Consider the following 17755-nt stretch of genomic DNA (forward strand, 5'->3'; position numbering starts at 1 on the left):
ATTGTTTATTATAATTGGATAATAAAACCTATTTTCCAAAATTTGGAGCATATTCTGCAGCCAATCTAATAGCTTCAACTAAACTTATTTCATCAGCTATATTCTTACCAGCAATATCAAATGCTGTTCCATGATCAACTGATGTTCTTAAAAATGGCATGTTATTAGTTATAGATATCGTCTTATGGAAGTCCACTGTCTTAGTAGCTATATGACCTTGATCATGATATAAAGATAAAACTGCATCATATTTTCCTTGAAGTCCGAAGTAGAATACTGAGTCTGCACCTATAGGTCCAATTACATCTATTCCATCTGCTTTTGCTTTTTCTATTGCCTTCTCTATATGTCTTTCCTCATTACCAAATAAACCATGTTCACCACAGTGAGGATTTAGGCCAGCTACTGCTAATTTACCATTTTTTATACCTAGTTCATCTAATGATTGCTTTGATCTAACTATAAAATCGTACATATTTTCTTCTGTTACTAAGTCACAAGCTTTTCTAAGTGAAACATGTCTACTTAAGAAAAATACTCTTAAATTACGAACTTGAAACATTGTAAGAGGATTATGAGTGTTAGTTAATGCTTCTAAAACTTCAGTATGACCTATATAAGGTACATTACCAGCTTTAAACGATTCTTTATTTATAGAAGTAGTTGCAATTGCATCAATTTTTTTGTCAAGAGCAAATTCTATAGATTTCGCTATATATTCAAATGATGCTTTACCACACATTCCACTTACTTTACCAAATTCAAATTTATCCATATCTATATTGCCTAAATCTATTAGATTAAGAGTTTTATTATTGTAAGTTCCATCTTTAACATCTTCAATAACTTTTACTACTAAATCTAAATTACATATCTTAATTGCATTTTCAATTATTTTCTTATCCCCGAAAATAACTGTATTTGCATAACTATTTGTATCTTCTCTAGCTATTGATTTTACTACTATCTCAGGACCAATTCCCGCTGGATCTCCTATTGACACACCTATATATGGTTTTTGCATATACTTACCTCCTGTTTATTTCTAATATGTCTTATATTTTTATTTTACATAGTATTGTGTTGATATTTTAGTCAATAAATAATCTACACAAACTAGAAGCGTTTTTTCATCTCCTATTAATCCACCTTTTGTAATTGCTGGCATATTATCGTACTTACCGCCGATAAATCTACCATAAACAGCTAGTGGTATTACCTCATCCTTTATATCAATACCTTCTACTTCAAGTATTTTCATAACTTCCATAGTGACATCACCGCCACTAGTATAAAGAGCTCCTATAGCTGAGTGTGATATAGCTAATGCCTTTTCAGTTATTTTAGCTAACCCTTTATTTATCTTTACAGAAATGGCTTCTTCGTCTAATTTCATCTCTTGTGATAAAGCTGTTAGATCCAAAACTTCCTCTTCTCTAGTTGTAGTAGAAACCCCTAATATATTAGAATTATTTGCTTCTATTTTTTCACTAATCAACGTTATTACTCGATCAATCTCCTGGTCTTTTTTTGTATCATCTATCAGTTTTAGAGGATCTACTTTTACTAAATCCGGATTTTTACTTACTAATAAATGTTTGATTTGGCCGATCGTAGTCTTAGATACACTTCCAATTGTTAAAAAAACTTTTTTGCCTTGTTCTACTGTTGAAGAACCACATTTTTCATTTAGATAGCTTCTCGTAAATGGTCCTGGATCAACGGTTACTACATTCAGATCACTTAATTTAGCTGCTTTAGCAATTGTATCTATATCATCGTTAGTAACAGCATCTATAACAATTATTCTATTTCCTGTGTTAGATAGGTCCTTTATTCTTTCAGATAAACTATCGTATCCCTTTAATACTTCATTAACCCCAATATCTCCAACATTGTACTTTGTTTGCAACTTAATGATTTCGCTTATTTTAGAATTTGTAACAGGGCATTTTGGATCTTTAGCTACTAGAGTCTTTTCAAGAGGAATTGAATTTACTAGAAGAAAACCTCCTATTGATATTCTTGACGAATCTGGATATGAAGCTACTACTATTGCTACACTATCTATCACATTGTCTAGTACTGCATCTATTTCAGAACCAATGTTACCTCTTAGAGTACTGTCAATTCTTTTAGCATAAGTTGGGGCCAAGTGTTTTACTCTATTCACTTCCCTTGCGACTTTATCGTACGCTTCATTAGATTTGATTCCTCTACTGTCTGTACTCACAGCTACAACATCGTAACTCTGCATATTACTTTCATTTAGCAGCTCAGAATCTATAAAGCTAGAGCATTTATATCCTTCTTTTGCTAATAATACACTAGTTGCATTTGCACCTGTTAGATCATCTGCTATTATGTATAGCTTCATTGTTTTTACCTCCTAATTACACTAGTTGTAAACTAACTCCATTTTCTATGAGAGTTTCTTTTAAACTGTCTTTTATCTCTTTATTTGTAATTACTAAATTAAAATCTGTAAGTTCGCATATTTTAGCAAAACTACTCTTTTCAAATTTCGTATCATCTGCAACAAGTATTCTGTACTCTGATGATTTTAACATAGCTTGTTTTATAAGAACTTTATCCATTGTAAATGTAGATACATCTAATGAATTGTTTATAGCACTTGCGCCTAAAAAACAGATATCTGCATTTATTTTACTTATATAATCTACTGCCATATGATCTATACAGCAACCTATATCTGTCTGAACTCGTCCACCTGTGCAATAAACTTCTATATTTTTAAATTTCATAAGATATGCTGCAATAAGTATATCTGTAGTTATGACTTTTAAGTTTGATTTATCTATAAGATTTCTAGCTATTTCCATACATGTAGTACCTGAGTCAAGTAGCACTATCGAATTGTCAGAAACTAATTTAGAAGCTTCAGACGCTATCGAAATCTTTTCATTAATAGACGCTTTTTCTTTTTCTTCATAAGCGATTTCTTTAACTATATTTGATCCAATTACAGCACCACCAAACACTCTAGTAATTAGGCCATCGCTTTCCATCTTGTCAAGATCTCTTCTGATAGTCATAGGCGCTACATCACAAATCTCAGCTAATTCATTTACAGTAGCATTATTTTTATCTAACAGATAGTTGTATATTTTTTTATGTCTATTTATTTGAAACATATCTTAACCATCCTTAATTTATTATTTTTATTGTTTCCTATTTGTTGTTTATTGTTTTTTTGTGTTTGATTATGTTTGTTTATAAATATATATTTACATATTTCATTAGTAAATGTCAATATTTTATATAGAATATGTTCGTTTATTTTATAACTAATAATATATATCTAATTTTAAAAATTTATACATAAAAAAATGCACCTAGATTACGATGCATTAAATAATTTATACAAAGATAGATTTAAGTTCTTCAATATCTATCTCCAGATCTAAAGAATCTTTTTTAACACAGGATATAACCTTGATTCCTGTTAATTTTTCAATCTTTTCTTTATTGTCTTGATGTAAAAAGTTATCCTCTTCATAATTATTTAAAATTATTCCCGATATCCCAATATTGAGGCTTCTAGCATACTCAATAGTTAATACAGTTGTGTTAATTGTTCCAAGTCCTGATGAAGCCACAATAACGATATTTATGTTCATCATCTTTATTATGTCAGTCAGCATAATTAATTCATTATCCATATTTAAAGGACATATTATGCCTCCACAACCCTCTACTACTAAAAACTCAAATTTATCTTTTAATTTTAAATAATGATCTAATATATTTTCTTTATCTATTTGTACGTTATTTATTTTGGCAGCTAAATGAGGAGAAACTGCTGTTTCAAAAACATAGCTTACAAGTTCTTCATATTTATTGTCTAATCCTGATATACTACATACATAATCTACATCACCTGGAATTAGTTTTCCTTTATCTAATAAAGCACCACTTAAAGCTGGCTTATAATAACCTGCATCTACGTCATTTTCACGTAATTTTTTTACAATTAAAGCTGAAATGAAAGTTTTTCCTATATCTGTCCCAGTTGCAGTTATAAATACTTTCTTACTCAAGTCTATTTACCTCGAATCCTATACTTTTTATCATACTCATATCATCACTTATACTAATCCCTGATGTTGTAAGCATATCTCCAGAAATAGCAGCATTTGCACCAGACAGAAAAATACTTTTTCCCTTATCTTTAAATAAACCCCTTCCCCCTGCAAGTCTTAGTGCTGAGTTAGGTAGAATAAATCTAAATATAGATACAACTCTTTCAACTTCTTCTTGTTCAAGAATATTTAGGTTTCCGAACGGTGTTCCTTTTATTGGGTTTAAGATATTGATTGGTATAGATTTAATACCTAAATCTCTTAACTCAAGGGCCATGTCTATCCTATCTTCCATAGTTTCACCCAATCCAAGTATTCCTCCGCTACATAATTCAAGCCCTGCCTTTTGTGCATTTTTTAAAGCTTCGATCTTATCATCATAGGTATGAGTAGTACAAATGTTTTTAAAGTTTCTACGTGAAGTTTCAAGGTTATTGTGATATCTTTGTACGCCAGATGATTTTAGCCTTAAAAACTGATCATATGTCAATAGGCCATGTGACGCACAAAGGGATATTTTGCATTTATCATTTATATTTTTATAGCAATCGCACATAATTTTTAATTCGCTATCGGATAAATCTCTTCCAGATGTTACCACAGAATACCTTAAAATTCCTCTATCATTGTTGTAGGCAGCTTCATCTAATATATTCTTACTATTTAAAAGTTCGTACTCATCTATATCAACTTTGTAATGAGAAGACTGAGCACAGTATTTGCAGTCTTCTGTACATTTTCCACTCTTCCCGTTAGTAATAGTACATATATCAAATGAATTACCACAGAAATACAATCTAATGTCGTTTGCTGCTTTTCTAAGTTCATCTAAGTCCGATCCAATTAAACTTAACGCATCATCTTTTGTAATTCTATAACCAGATAATATTTTGTTTTTTAAATTATTAATTACCATCTTATTTTCTCCTTTTTTAGAATGCGACATAATTGATTTGCAAGGCCAGACCCAACAATACACAGAATCATATCCCCTGGTATATCAAGCGGGAATGCAGATAATATTATAATTAAAATTGGGGTTGCTTCATTCATATATAAATTAAGTATTAAGTACTTATAAATAAATCCAATTAAATATGTAAAGAACATCCCTGAAAATGAGGCGATAAGATAATGCTTGTATGATGGTTTATCTATTTTTTCACATATATAACCTGATATAAATGCAGAAAATATAAATCCTATTAGATAACCGAAACTAGGCTTTAATATATATTGTATTCCACCACCCGCAGCAAATATTGGAAAACCGATTAGGCCTAATAATACATATGTTGCCACTGAAATAGCTCCAAGCCTTGATCCAAGAATCATACCTGCTAAAATAACAAACAGAAATTGCAAGGTGAAGTAATCCATAAAAGGCACAGGAATTCTAATAAATGCTCCTATTGCTATCAACGCTGTAAAAAGTGAACACAATACTAACTCTCGTGTACTTACAAATTTTTTATTTTTCATAATGAACTCCTAATATTTATTATTACTATCTAGATAATAATTCAAGAGGCGTCTCTATTCGACCTTGTTATTATACTATGTAAAAAAAATCATGTAAACAAAAATTGACTCTGATATGGGCATATTTCAGTTTTCTCACTATAATAACAAATTCAAAATCATTAATTATATATGAACGTTTAAAGTAAATAAAATATTAGGTATAGATTAGTAAGTTATTTTTGATATTTTAGTAAAATAATTAAAAAATTTTATTTTTTAAGTTTTTGTATCATTTTTCCCAGGTAAAACTTAATTTTTTAAATTGAAATTTGATTGTATAACTTAAAAATGCAAAATTAAAGGGATATCTCAATTTTCATATTGAGATATCCCTTATTTATATATCTATTCTTCTATTTGAAAAATAACGTTTATCCAAATATCATATATACTATAACACCAACTAAAATTGCTGGAATTGTTGTGATAATCATCGACCAGAAAGCGGCTTTTTTATCCATCGCTAGTATTGGGAATAGGGCATCGCCATCTTGTGATATTGCATTAGCAATTAATGCGCCTAACGGAATATGTCCTTTTAAATAAAATGACATTAAAACTATTTGAACTCCACAACCTGGTATTAATCCAAGAGCTGCCCCTATAAATACGCTTACTATACCTGTTGCAAGTACTAAATTTACTAGGTACTGATCGCCACCAAGCAATAGTATTAGAATATCGTAAATAAAATATGCTACAAATATCCACGTAATGACAAAGGATATCTCACCCACTGTGTGAATAAGCATTTCTCTTAATGATAATTTTTTATTTTCAGCTTCATGTGGGTTTTCATTTTTAAAAACCTTTTTAAAGCACCACATATAAACAATTGATAATATTATACCTAAAACAGATATAAGTTCCTCTAAAGTATGGACTACGTCTTTAAATGGCAAATTTAAACCAGAATGTGAAACAATCATAAACACGAAACCTACTATTAGTAGAGTTATATATATTTTATATCCTATTCCATGTGTAATGACAAACGCAAAGTTGTTAACCGTTCCATGTTCCGCAGACAATGTATCCATAACCGATCCATCACTATCATTTTTATGACTATGCGTATGACTGTGATTATGAATATGTGCATTATTGGAACCGCTTAATTTCACTTCTTTTCTTTTTTCGTTATATATGCCTAAACCAAGTCTTTGTCCTAGTTTAAAACCATCTACTATGTAACCCGTTATTATACCGGTTATAGTTGTTAGTATGGTAACAAATATAAATAATTTAAAGTTAGCTGAAATTAATACAAAAGCTGCGTCTCCTAAGCTAGCTATTAAACTCGCAATTATTGTACCAAAACTTAGATTTCCACTTATATAAAGCGGTACAATAGCTAAGGTACCACCACAACCAGGTATAGCCCCTATCAGAGCTCCAAATACTGGCTGATATTTCTTATTATTCGATATAGCGCTAGTGAATTTACCACTTGTTTTGTGGTTTATATATTCAAAAAGCAATATGAAAAATCCAATCATTGAACCTACATGTAGAAAAGATTCTTCAGACGCAGATATTATAAGCTCCATAATATCATCTCCTATTTTTAAATTAACTAATAAAATTCTAACCACATAGATCAATTAGTATACATTTACAATAATTATAGGGATTTTAAGTAATCTATTACATCTTCTATAATCCAATCTGGAGTAGAAGCTCCAGCTGTAATTCCAACTTCACTGTATTTTAAAATTTCATCCTTATCTATTTCTTCCTTAGTTTCTATTGCAAAAGTAGGAACATATTCCTCACAAACTTTTACTAATTTTTGTGTGTTAGAACTGTGTTTCCCACCAATAACTATCATACATTCTACTTCTTTAGATAAATCTCTAGCAGCTTGTTGTCTAGTTTTTGTAGCAGAGCAAATTGTATCATTGAAAACTACGTCATTTAAATTTGCCTTTAAGACATCCTTAATTTCGTTGTATAATACCGAGTTTATTGTAGTTTGAGCCACTACACAGTATCTTAAAGAATTATCTAATTTTATATTGTTTAATTCTTCTATGCTATTAATAACTATAGCAGAATCGTTACACCATCCATTTATACCTATTACCTCAGGATGTTTTGCATCTCCAATAACAATTATTTTATAACCATTAATATAGTATTCATTTGCTATATCATGTATTTTTTTAACAAATGGGCACGTTGTATCAATAATGTTTATGTCTTTTTTTAAAGAATCCTTATATACTTTTTCTGCAACTCCATGTGATCTAATTATCATATTCTTATTATATGGTACATCACTTACTTCCGCTACAGTTTTAAGGCCTTTTTCTTCGTACTTAGCAACGGCTTGTTTGTTATGAATAAGCGGACCAAGAGCATATATATCATTTTCACCACTCACAACTTCATCCCATGCCATTTTCATAGCTCTTTTTACGCCAAAGCAAAAACCAGCGTTTTTTGATATTTTTATATTCATATTTTTACTCCCTATTTAGAATATTTATAATAATTATCTTTGATTACATCTAAAATATCCTGTGAGATCTTTTCGTACTCATCATTATTTAGTTTTTTACCATAGTATTGCTCAAGTGATATTGGTTCACCCATATATACTACAGTTTTCTTAAAAATTTTATAACTTGAAATTATAGTTACTGGTACTACATCAGCTTTACTCTTTACTGCAAATAAAGCAAGCCCTGCTTTGGCATCTCCAAATTCTTCTCCTTTAACCCTTCTTCCCTCTGGGAATATACCTAGTACATACCCATTCTTAACTGCTTTTAAAATTTTTTTAACAGTTGATACGTCTGGTTTATCTCTATTTATAGGTATAACATTTAATTTTTTAAGTATAAATCCTAATATTTTTATATCAAATAATTCCTTTTTCGCTACTGCAGCAATTTCTCTGTTTAATATTGATGCTGCCAAAAATACAGGGTCTAAATTAGATTTATGATTTGAAGCAATTACTAAATTGCCTTCATTAGGTATATTTTCAGCTCCTATTATTTCATATCTATAAAACACCTTGCAAAAACCTCTAAACAGATATATGACAAATTTATAGAAATTCAATTTTATCTCTCCCAACTTACTTATTATTATTTTTATAGACTTTGATCTTTGATACAACCTCATCAACTACATCATCTATAGTTTTGCCTGTTGTATCAATTTCAAGAGCATCCTTTGCTTTTACAAGTGGTGCAAATTTTCTATTCATATCCATCTTATCTCTATCAACTATATCTTTAATTATTTCGTCAAGGTTTACATCATAACCTTTTTTTCTCATCTCTTTGAATCTTCTGCAACCTCTTTCTTCTGGTGTTGCTATAAGATAAAATTTATAATCTGCATTTGGAAACACTACTGATCCAATATCTCTACCATCTAATATTACAGAACTTTTAGAGCCTATATTCCTTTGAACATCCACGAGCAATTTTCTCACTTCTTTGATCTTTGACACTTTAGATACGTTATTGCTTACATCAACAGTTCTTATCTCATCGTTCACAATTTTTTTATCTAAATAAATATTATTGTCTTTGAAATCTATCTCAGTACTCTTAGCTAACGCTACTACTTCCTCTGCATTTTCAACATCTATATTATTCTTTAAGCACTTATATGTTATAGCTCTATACATTGCCCCAGTGTCTATATAATTTATATTTAGCTTATTCGCAATTATCTTAGCTATAGTACTTTTCCCCGCACCAGCAGGCCCATCAACAGCAATTACCAAATTGTTCATACTTAAACACCTCTATTTATAATATTTACACGTTTAATCCAGCTAAATATCCAGTAGAAAACGCAATCTGTAAATTATAACCACCCGTCTCAGCATCTACATCGATTACTTCACCTGTTAAATACAGGTTGTCCAACTTCTTAGATTTCATAGTAGATGATTCTATATCTTTTACAGAAACCCCTCCACTAGTTACCATTGCAGTATTTAGTCCAGTGGTTCCGTTGCAAACTAACTTCATACTTTTTAACTCTTCAATTAAACTTAGTTCTTCTGCTTTTGTAAGATCTAATGATTTTTTTTCAGATAAATTTAATTTATTGACTATTTCTTTAGAAAAATTTTGTGGTAAAATTTCTTTTAAATTATTTACTATATTCCTACTAGGATATTTTTTAATTGTATTGATTAAATCATCATTTGAGATATTCGGTAAGAAATCTATAAAAAGTTCTATATCACTACCTTCTAGCATTTTATTAATATATGAAGATACTTTTAAAATACATGGGCCAGTAATTCCAAAATGTGTAAATAACATATCTCCATATATGTGAAATTTCTTCTTCTTAACCTTCCACATAACATCTACACTTTTTAGCGAGACTCCTTGCAAATTATTAATCCACTTATCTTTAATTTTAAGAGGAACTAATGCTGGATATGTTTTTTTTATGTCATGACCGTATTTTTCTAATATACAATACATTGATCCATCAGATCCTGTGTGAGCGTAACTCATACCTCCTGTAGAAACAATAACTTTATCTGCATAAATTTTTTCTCCAGATTCAAGTACTACCCCAATAACTTTATTTATATTGCTATTCTCTACTAAAAGGTCCTCTACTTTTTTATTGTACATAATTTTTACTTTATTATTTATTAGTATCTTATTTAAAGTTTCTATAAGCTCTAGTGATTTATCATTTTTTGTATACACTTTAAAGTCATTATCTTCTTCTACTTTATATTCAAGGTTGTTTTCTTCAAAAAATGAAATTAAATCTTTATTTGTAAATGTGTAAAAACTACTGTATAAAAACTTTTTATTTGTAACGACTTTATCAAAAAAATCTTCAATTTCTCTGTAGTTTGTAAAATTACATCTTCCTCCACCTGTTACCCTAAGCTTTCTTCCTAACTCTCCATTTCTTTCTATTAAAATAACCTCATTGCCATTTTTTGCAGCAGTTATGGCAGACATAATACCAGATGGCCCGCCTCCTACAACCAATATATTAGACATAAACTTCTCCTAAATCTTTTTTATATTTAATTTTATTCTAAAGCTGAATTGCTTATTTTTTCATCTTTTATTAAATGTCTAGTATCATTCATTTTTTCAACAACTGGTCCATATTCTTTGAATTCTACTATATTTAGAGCTGTATTATCTTGTTTAATTCTGTATATATTCTCCATCCCAGAGTTTAGGAAAGACAATAGCATTACACGAAGAGTTATAGAATGAGTTACTAATACAATATTCTTATTATCATATTTTTCATTAATTTCCTCAATAAATTTATCTACTCTTTGTTTTATTATATGAAGTGTTTCTCCACCAGGTATATTTACCATATGTGGTTCGTCCCTCCATGTTTTGTATGTATCTGCGTAATCTTTTTGAATCTCCTTTATAAGAAGGCCTTCCCAAACGCCAAATCCCATTTCTCTAAGTCCTTCAGTCATTTCGACTTTTAGTCCTAATTTATTGCCAATTAACTCTGCAGTTTGAACTGCTCTACCTAAATCACTAGAATAAATATAATCTATATTTCGATTAACAAGGCTTTCTGCTAATTGTTTTGCTTGACTTTCTCCACTTTCAGTTAAATCAGAATTTCCGTGACCTTGAGTTTTACCTTGTATATTCCAATTAGTTTGTCCATGCCTTACTATATAAAATGTATTTCCCATAGTTTCCTCCTATTATGTAAATCATAAATATTATTATTCTTCAATGTTTTATTATACCATAAAAGTAAATTCTAAAAAATTTTCTGTCTAAATTTAATTATAGTCAGTATATTTAGTTATTAGATAAATAAGTCAATAAGATTTCAAATATATATTACTAAATCTAAACTAATATATAATTATATCATATAACAATTTTTAATTTTGACTTTTTCATGGAATATTTGTTATAGATATTATATAATATATATATAACAAATATTTGGAGGTGATAATATGATTTTAGAATTGGACTTTAATAGCGATACGTCTATTTATTTACAAATAAAAGATAAAATTGTTATAGCCATTGCTTCTGGAGAACTAAAAGTCAATGAATCTCTGCCCTCGGTAAGAGTTATGGCAGAAAATATAGGGGTTAATCTTCATACAGTTAATAAATCATACAATGAACTGAAGAATGAAGGCTATTTAAATATTGACAGAAGAAAAGGTGCTATCGTTGCAGATCTTCCACTTAAACAAGAAAATCCAGCTATGGATAATAACAAAGTAAATCTTGAACTTTTGATAGCGAAATCTTATCTATCAGGTATAAGCAAAGAAGAGTTTCTATCTTTATCTGAAAAATTGTATGATAAATGCGAGGTGAAAAGGTATGAATAATGGATATGATTTAGGTTTTATATTATTTAATCTTACTTTAATGTACTTGCTGTTTTATTTTATGCCAAAACTTACATCTAAAAAGCAATTTTACGGTGTAATGTTAGATCAAAAGTATAAAGATTTACAAGAGCTTAAAACCTTAGATAAAGACTTTAAAAAATTAATTACTTTAAACTATCTATTTGTCATTGCTCTCTCATTTGTTCTGTTTATGAAGATGAAAAACGTCAACATAGTTCCAGCAATTTCAATTATTATATTCATAATCTTTGAAGTTGTAATATATGTAAAAACTCATAAATCTGTAAAAAAAATAAAAAGTAACTTAAAAAATTTAAGTACATCAAAAACAGTAGCAATAGTAGACACGAGTATTTTTATTGAAAGAGAAAAAATAATAAACAAATTTAAGTTATTATTTGGACTTAATTTTGTAGTTGTTCTATTCTTTTCTATTTACTCAATATTCAACTATAATCCTACTTTTAAATTAATACCTATACATTGGAATTATTATGGTATTGCTGATAATTTTGTAGAAAATACATTTGTTAACTTTATAACTCAAATTGGTCTTTTAATGTTTGTTGTAGTAATTATTACAGTATTTGCTATCTCAACAATGAAATCTAGAGTTAAAGTAGATACAGAAAATATAGCTGGCAGTAAAGATATTACCTTGAAGTTCTTAAGAAATTTAGGATATACATTCTTTGGACTAATAATATCTTTAACTATACTATATATAAATACAATTTTTTCTATAATAAATGGAACAAACTTAAATTATTATTTTAATATTTTAAGCCTGGCTTTAATGATTATATCAAGTGTTTTATTAATAATTATAGTTATTAAGTCTTCAAATCTTAAATCTACTTCGTCATACACACCTGATGATGAGGAGGATAATTGGATATTAGGTCTTATATACTATAATAAAAACGACCCTTCTTTTATGATTCCTAAAAAATTTGGAATCGGTTGGACTGTCAACGCAGCACATCCCGTTGGTAAAATACTTTATATAGCGATAGTATTTCTATTAATATATCTTGTATACGATATTTTAAAGGGTTTTATATTTTAAATTATGAATCTAATATTTTTAATATTTTTCAGATTAAGTAATTTTATAAAAATAACCATATAAAAAGCAGGCCGATAGTATAAACTATAGCCTGCTTTATTATTTAACTTTGTTTATTAGCATTTTACCTTCTTCAAAAATATACTCTACTCTATTATTTTCATATAAATGCGTAATATAGGATCTTATTGTGCTTCCAAGTAATACATATTGATTTGCATCTAACTTAGTAAAATAAATTTTACATAGTTGTTCCAACACCCCGTCAATAGTTTGTGGGTTTATACATATGTTTTCTATATTGATTAGTATTTCATTCATTTTATCTCTATTAATTTTTATAAGATCCTTTATGTCTTCCATATGAATAGAATGACTTGGAACGTAATAAGTTGCTTCTAATATCTGTAGTTTATCAAGAGTTTTAAATTGAGCTTCAATATCCAATAAATAAAACAAATGGTATTTTTCTATTATATTTTGAGGCATTAAACTGTCACCTATAAATATTACATCATCAGGAGTTTTGATTCCTATCATTTCAAAATAATGCCCCGGCAGAGAAATTGCTTCAAGTTCTGTATTCAAAATCTTGCCGTCAGCTTCTATTATATGATCAACTTTGCTTTCTTTTGCAAATAAAAATTTATTCTTTAGTGCTTTACTCGGGTTTCCTCCATATAAAAATGAAGATTCAAGAATAGGGCTTTCTGTAAAATAAGACTCCAATTTAGTAGTTGCAATTTCACACTTAGTTTGATTTTTTAGATAAGCATTCCCACCTATGTGATCTGCATTAGAATGGGTATTAATTATTAATTTTACATTGAGATTATATTCTTCCAGAAGTCTGAGAATTTTTCTAGAAGTATCTTTATTATTTCCACTATCTATTAAAATTGCATTATTATCTTCTATATAGACTCCTACAATAGTAGGAAGTGGAATATAATATGTATTTCCTTTTATATGTTCTAAAGTTAAATTAGCCATAATATCACCTCTAATTTTGATATTTTATACTGAATTACTATTATATCCCATTTTAAATTTAAATACCACCAGTTATCAGAAAATTGATACAAATAAACCTTTTTACTTAATGTATTTAAAATTAAATAATGTAAACCATATTATAATATAAACAAAGGAGTGATTTTATGAAAAAAGATAGAATAACCTTTTTAGAAATTTTAATATTAATAGTTGGGTGTTTTTTGATGGCCGCATCACTTAATTTATTTTTTAACCCTCATTCAATTGCACCCGGTGGACTTACAGGTCTTGCTGTGGTTATAAATACTGTTTCTCCTATACCATTATGGGTCGTTAACTTAGTATTAAATGTGCCTTTATTTGTTCTAGCTTTTAAGATTTTAAGTAGAAAAGACTGTGTTAAAACTATACTTGGTATTTTACTACTTACTATAGCTCTAAAAGTAACAGAAAATTTATCGATGATTGATGTTACAAATGATATTATTCTCGCAATAGTATCTGGATCTATCCTAATGGGTTTTGGACATGGTCTTATATTTAGAATAAATGGAACAACTGGTGGAACTGATCTTATAGGATTATTATTAAACAAATATATCCCTAGTTTAAGTGTTCCAGTTTTAATGGGAGCTGTAGATTGCATTGTTGTCGCTCTGTCAGGTATTGTTACTGGTAAAATTGAAATAGCTCTATACTCTACTCTTGCACTTTACATTATAGTAAAAATGAGTGACTTAATGATAGAGGGATTCGACTATTCAAAATCATTTATGATTATCTCAGATAAATACAAAGATATTAACAAAATCATTATGGAAGATCTTGAAAGAGGAGCTACTATTTTAAACGGAGAAGGAGCTTACACAGGATCCGATAAAAAAGTTATATTAGTTGTAGTTGCAAAAAAAGAGGTAGTTAAATTAAAGAAATTAGTTAAAGAAGTGGATCCGAATTCATTTATAATAATCACTGATATTCATGAAGCTGTTGGTAATGGATTTAAAATGAGCGATATTTAAAATGTAGATAAAACCTCCCAATTGTTATCCTACAACCAGGAGGTTTTTTAATAGTTTTTTAATAGCTGATATATTAACCTTTTACTCTTATAGATATGTTTTTATCTTTACCATCGACTAAAATTGTACATCCATTGTATAATTCACCTGATATTAGTTTTTTAGCTATTGTAGTTTCTAAAACATTTCCTATATATCTTTTTAATGGTCTTGCACCATATACTGGATCATATCCTTCTTCAACCATTGTTTCTTTTGCAGTATCTGTTACTTCTATTGAAATATTCTTTTCACATAATCTATTTTTCAAATCTTTCATAAATATATCTATAATTTTTTTGATGTTTTCTTTATCTAAAGGTTTGAACATAATAATGTCATCTACTCTATTTAAAAACTCTGGTTTGAATCTCATTTTCATTTCTCTCATTACCATGTCATTTGCTTCTTCAGTTATATTTCCACCAGTTTCTAATAAATAGCTACTACCTATGTTTGATGTCATTATAATCAACGTATTCTTGAAATCTACTGTTTTACCTTTATTGTCAGTAAGTCTACCATCGTCTAAAATTTGTAGGAACATATTAAATACGTCTTCATGAGCTTTCTCAATTTCATCAAATAGAATTACTGAATATGGTGCTCTTCTTACTGATTCAGTAAGCTGTCCACCTTCTTCATATCCTACATACCCTGGAGGTGGCCCAACTAGCCTTGAAACAGCGTGTTTTTCCATATATTCTGACATATCAATTCTGATTATGCTATCTTCATCGTCAAATAAATTTCTAGCCAATGTCTTAGCTAACTCTGTTTTACCTACACCAGTAGGACCTAAGAAAATAAATGAACCGATCGGCTTTCTCTCATCTTTTAGACCAGCTCGAGCACGTATAACTGCATTAGACACAGCCATTACAGCTTCATCCTGTCCTATAACTCTCTTATGAAGTTCATCCTCTAATTTTAATAATTTTTGTCGCTCACTCTCTACTAATCTTGTTACAGGTATACCAGTCCATTTAGAAACTATATTAGAAATTTCTTCTTCGGTTACCTCCTCTTTAAGTAGTGCATTTTCTGAGCTTTCTTGCATTTTCTCTTCATACTCTTTTATCTTTTGCTCTAACTCTGGAATTTCTCCATACTTAACTTCCGCAGCTTTATTAAAGTCATATTCTCTTTCATATCTTTCAACTTTACCTTTTGCATCGTCAAGTTGTGATTTTAAATTTTTAATCTCTAGTATATTTCCTTTTTCTTTTTCGTATTTGGCTGTCATTTCATCATTTTTAGATTTAAGCTCTGCAATTTCTTTTTGTATATCATCAAGTCTTTGTTTACTATTTTCATCATTTTCTTTAAGAAGTGCCTCTCTCTCTGTCTCAAGTGTAAATAATTTTCTTCTTACTACATCTAACTCTGTAGGAAGAGAGTCTATTTCACTGCGTATCATAGCTCCAGCTTCATCTATTAAGTCAATTGCTTTATCTGGTAAAAATCTATCCTGGATATATCTATCGGACAATTTAGCCGCCGCAACTATCGCACTATCATGTATTCTCACACCATGATGTATTTCAAATCTCTCTTTAAGTCCTCTTAATATAGAAATAGTATCTTCTACAGTAGGTTCCGAAACTACTACTGGTTGGAATCGTCTTTCTAATGCTTTGTCCTTTTCGATATATTTTCTGTATTCATCGAAAGTAGTTGCTCCAATACAGTTAAGTTCACCTCTTGCAAGCATTGGTTTAATAAGGTTACCAGCATCCATAGAACCTTCTGTTTTACCAGCTCCTACAATTGTATGAATTTCATCTATAAATAATATTATTCTACCTTCAGAGCTTTGAACTTCCTTCAAAACTGCTTTCAATCTTTCTTCAAATTCACCTCTGTATTTAGCACCTGCTATAAGTGATCCCATATCAAGAGAAAATACTATTTTATCTTTTAAACCTTCTGGAATATCTCCTCTAACAATTCTTTCAGCTAAACCTTCAACTATAGCAGTTTTCCCTACACCTGGTTCACCTATTAATACAGGATTGTTTTTTGTCTTTCTCGAAAGAATTCTTACTACTCTTCTTATCTCCTCGTCTCTGCCTATAACTGGATCTAGTTTGTGTTTTTTAGCTAAATCAACTAAGTTGATTCCGTATTTTGCAAGTGCATCATACGTTCCCTCTGGATCCTGCGTATCGACCCTCTGATTTCCTCTAACTTGATTTAATATTTTTAAAAATTCACCTTTCGTTATATTATATTGTTTCAATATCTTTCCAACTACATTATTTGCCTCAATATCTATAATTGCTAGCATTACATGCTCTACGCTTATATACTCATCTTTGAATTCTTTTGAGATACTCTCTGCTTTTATGAGAACTTCATTTATTCGTCTAGTAGCAGTTACTCCTTGTGAATCTGCACCTTCTCCGTATACTTTAGGAAGTTTGTCCATTTCAAAATTTATTGCATTTTTAAGCGCATTAACAGATACATCCATTTTTTCAATTATATTTGGAATTAATCCATCTTCTTGATTTATAAGCGCTGAGAAAAGATGGATTACATCTACTTGTTGATTATGATTTTTAACTGCCTCATTGAATGCTTCATTTAAACTTTTTTGTACTCTAACTGTCATTTTTTCTACGTCCAT

Annotated in this window: 17 protein-coding genes; 3 read left to right on the plus strand and 14 right to left on the minus strand. The window is 29.3% G+C overall.

Going from position 1 to position 17755, the window contains the following annotated elements; translation table 11 throughout:
* Window positions 1–28: 28 nt before the first annotated feature.
* The 12 genes from pdxA to KQI18_RS00375 all read right to left on the minus strand — a co-directional run bounded on the left by pdxA (window position 29) and on the right by KQI18_RS00375 (window position 11307).
* On the minus strand, window positions 29–1024 hold the full coding sequence (gene pdxA, locus KQI18_RS00320) for a 4-hydroxythreonine-4-phosphate dehydrogenase PdxA (protein ID WP_216465505.1): 996 nt from the start codon (window positions 1022–1024) through the stop codon (window positions 29–31).
* A gap of 39 nt (window positions 1025–1063) precedes the next feature.
* Window positions 1064–2377, minus strand: a complete 1314-nt coding sequence (locus KQI18_RS00325) for a four-carbon acid sugar kinase family protein (protein WP_216465506.1) — start codon at window positions 2375–2377, stop codon at window positions 1064–1066.
* A gap of 16 nt (window positions 2378–2393) precedes the next feature.
* Window positions 2394–3155, minus strand: coding sequence for a DeoR/GlpR family DNA-binding transcription regulator (locus KQI18_RS00330; RefSeq protein ID WP_216465507.1), 762 nt, complete (start codon window positions 3153–3155; stop codon window positions 2394–2396).
* Between the two features lie 225 nt (window positions 3156–3380).
* The gene (gene bioD, locus KQI18_RS00335; RefSeq protein WP_216465508.1) at window positions 3381–4061 is read right to left on the minus strand and encodes a dethiobiotin synthase; all 681 of its coding nucleotides are present in this window, start codon (window positions 4059–4061) and stop codon (window positions 3381–3383) included.
* Window positions 4054–5019: a biotin synthase BioB gene (gene bioB / locus KQI18_RS00340; RefSeq protein WP_216465509.1), complete on the minus strand. Its 966-nt coding sequence runs from the start codon at window positions 5017–5019 to the stop codon at window positions 4054–4056. The genes bioD and bioB overlap by 8 nt, the downstream gene beginning before the upstream one ends.
* Window positions 5013–5585 carry a biotin transporter BioY gene (locus tag KQI18_RS00345; RefSeq protein WP_216465510.1) on the minus strand — a complete coding sequence of 191 codons (573 nt, stop codon included), beginning with the start codon at window positions 5583–5585 and terminating at the stop codon, window positions 5013–5015. Before KQI18_RS00345 ends, bioB begins: the two co-directional genes overlap by 7 nt.
* Before the next feature lie 413 nt (window positions 5586–5998).
* Entirely contained in the window at window positions 5999–7177 is a 1179-nt protein-coding gene (locus KQI18_RS00350; RefSeq protein ID WP_216465511.1) for a putative manganese transporter, read from the minus strand.
* Between the two features lie 74 nt (window positions 7178–7251).
* A complete protein-coding gene (locus KQI18_RS00355) occupies window positions 7252–8091 on the minus strand; it encodes a 4-hydroxy-3-methylbut-2-enyl diphosphate reductase (RefSeq protein ID WP_216465512.1) in 840 nt (279 codons plus the stop codon).
* Window positions 8092–8102: 11 nt separating this feature from the next.
* Window positions 8103–8699, minus strand: a complete 597-nt coding sequence (locus KQI18_RS00360) for a lysophospholipid acyltransferase family protein (protein WP_216465513.1) — start codon at window positions 8697–8699, stop codon at window positions 8103–8105.
* A gap of 16 nt (window positions 8700–8715) precedes the next feature.
* Entirely contained in the window at window positions 8716–9384 is a 669-nt protein-coding gene (gene cmk / locus KQI18_RS00365) for a (d)CMP kinase (RefSeq protein ID WP_216465514.1), read from the minus strand.
* 25 nt (window positions 9385–9409) lie between these two features.
* On the minus strand, window positions 9410–10633 hold the full coding sequence (locus KQI18_RS00370; protein ID WP_216465515.1) for an NAD(P)/FAD-dependent oxidoreductase: 1224 nt from the start codon (window positions 10631–10633) through the stop codon (window positions 9410–9412).
* Window positions 10634–10665: 32 nt separating this feature from the next.
* Window positions 10666–11307 (minus strand): histidine phosphatase family protein, encoded by a 642-nt coding sequence (locus KQI18_RS00375; protein WP_216465516.1) that lies wholly within the window; start codon window positions 11305–11307, stop codon window positions 10666–10668.
* Between the two features lie 276 nt (window positions 11308–11583).
* Here KQI18_RS00375 and KQI18_RS00380 point away from each other — a divergent pair, with 276 nt between their 5' ends.
* Window positions 11584–11973 (plus strand): GntR family transcriptional regulator, encoded by a 390-nt coding sequence (locus KQI18_RS00380; RefSeq protein ID WP_216465517.1) that lies wholly within the window; start codon window positions 11584–11586, stop codon window positions 11971–11973.
* Complete coding sequence (locus KQI18_RS00385) at window positions 11966–13066, plus strand: DUF5808 domain-containing protein (protein WP_216465518.1); 1101 nt, start codon at window positions 11966–11968, stop codon at window positions 13064–13066. The genes KQI18_RS00380 and KQI18_RS00385 overlap by 8 nt, the downstream gene beginning before the upstream one ends.
* 99 nt (window positions 13067–13165) lie before the next feature.
* Here KQI18_RS00385 and KQI18_RS00390 read toward each other — a convergent pair whose 3' ends face one another.
* A complete protein-coding gene (locus KQI18_RS00390) occupies window positions 13166–14059 on the minus strand; it encodes an MBL fold metallo-hydrolase (RefSeq protein ID WP_216465519.1) in 894 nt (297 codons plus the stop codon).
* A 167-nt stretch (window positions 14060–14226) separates the two neighbouring features.
* Between KQI18_RS00390 and KQI18_RS00395 the strand changes: the two genes are divergently transcribed.
* Window positions 14227–15084 carry a YitT family protein gene (locus KQI18_RS00395; protein ID WP_216465520.1) on the plus strand — a complete coding sequence of 286 codons (858 nt, stop codon included), beginning with the start codon at window positions 14227–14229 and terminating at the stop codon, window positions 15082–15084.
* A gap of 73 nt (window positions 15085–15157) precedes the next feature.
* On the opposite strand, the gene clpB is transcribed toward KQI18_RS00395, so the two are convergent.
* Window positions 15158–17755 carry an ATP-dependent chaperone ClpB gene (gene clpB, locus KQI18_RS00400; RefSeq protein WP_216465521.1) on the minus strand — a complete coding sequence of 866 codons (2598 nt, stop codon included), beginning with the start codon at window positions 17753–17755 and terminating at the stop codon, window positions 15158–15160.

The sequence above is a fragment of the Metaclostridioides mangenotii genome (genome assembly GCF_018917235.1).
Lineage (GTDB): Bacteria > Bacillota > Clostridia > Peptostreptococcales > Peptostreptococcaceae > Metaclostridioides.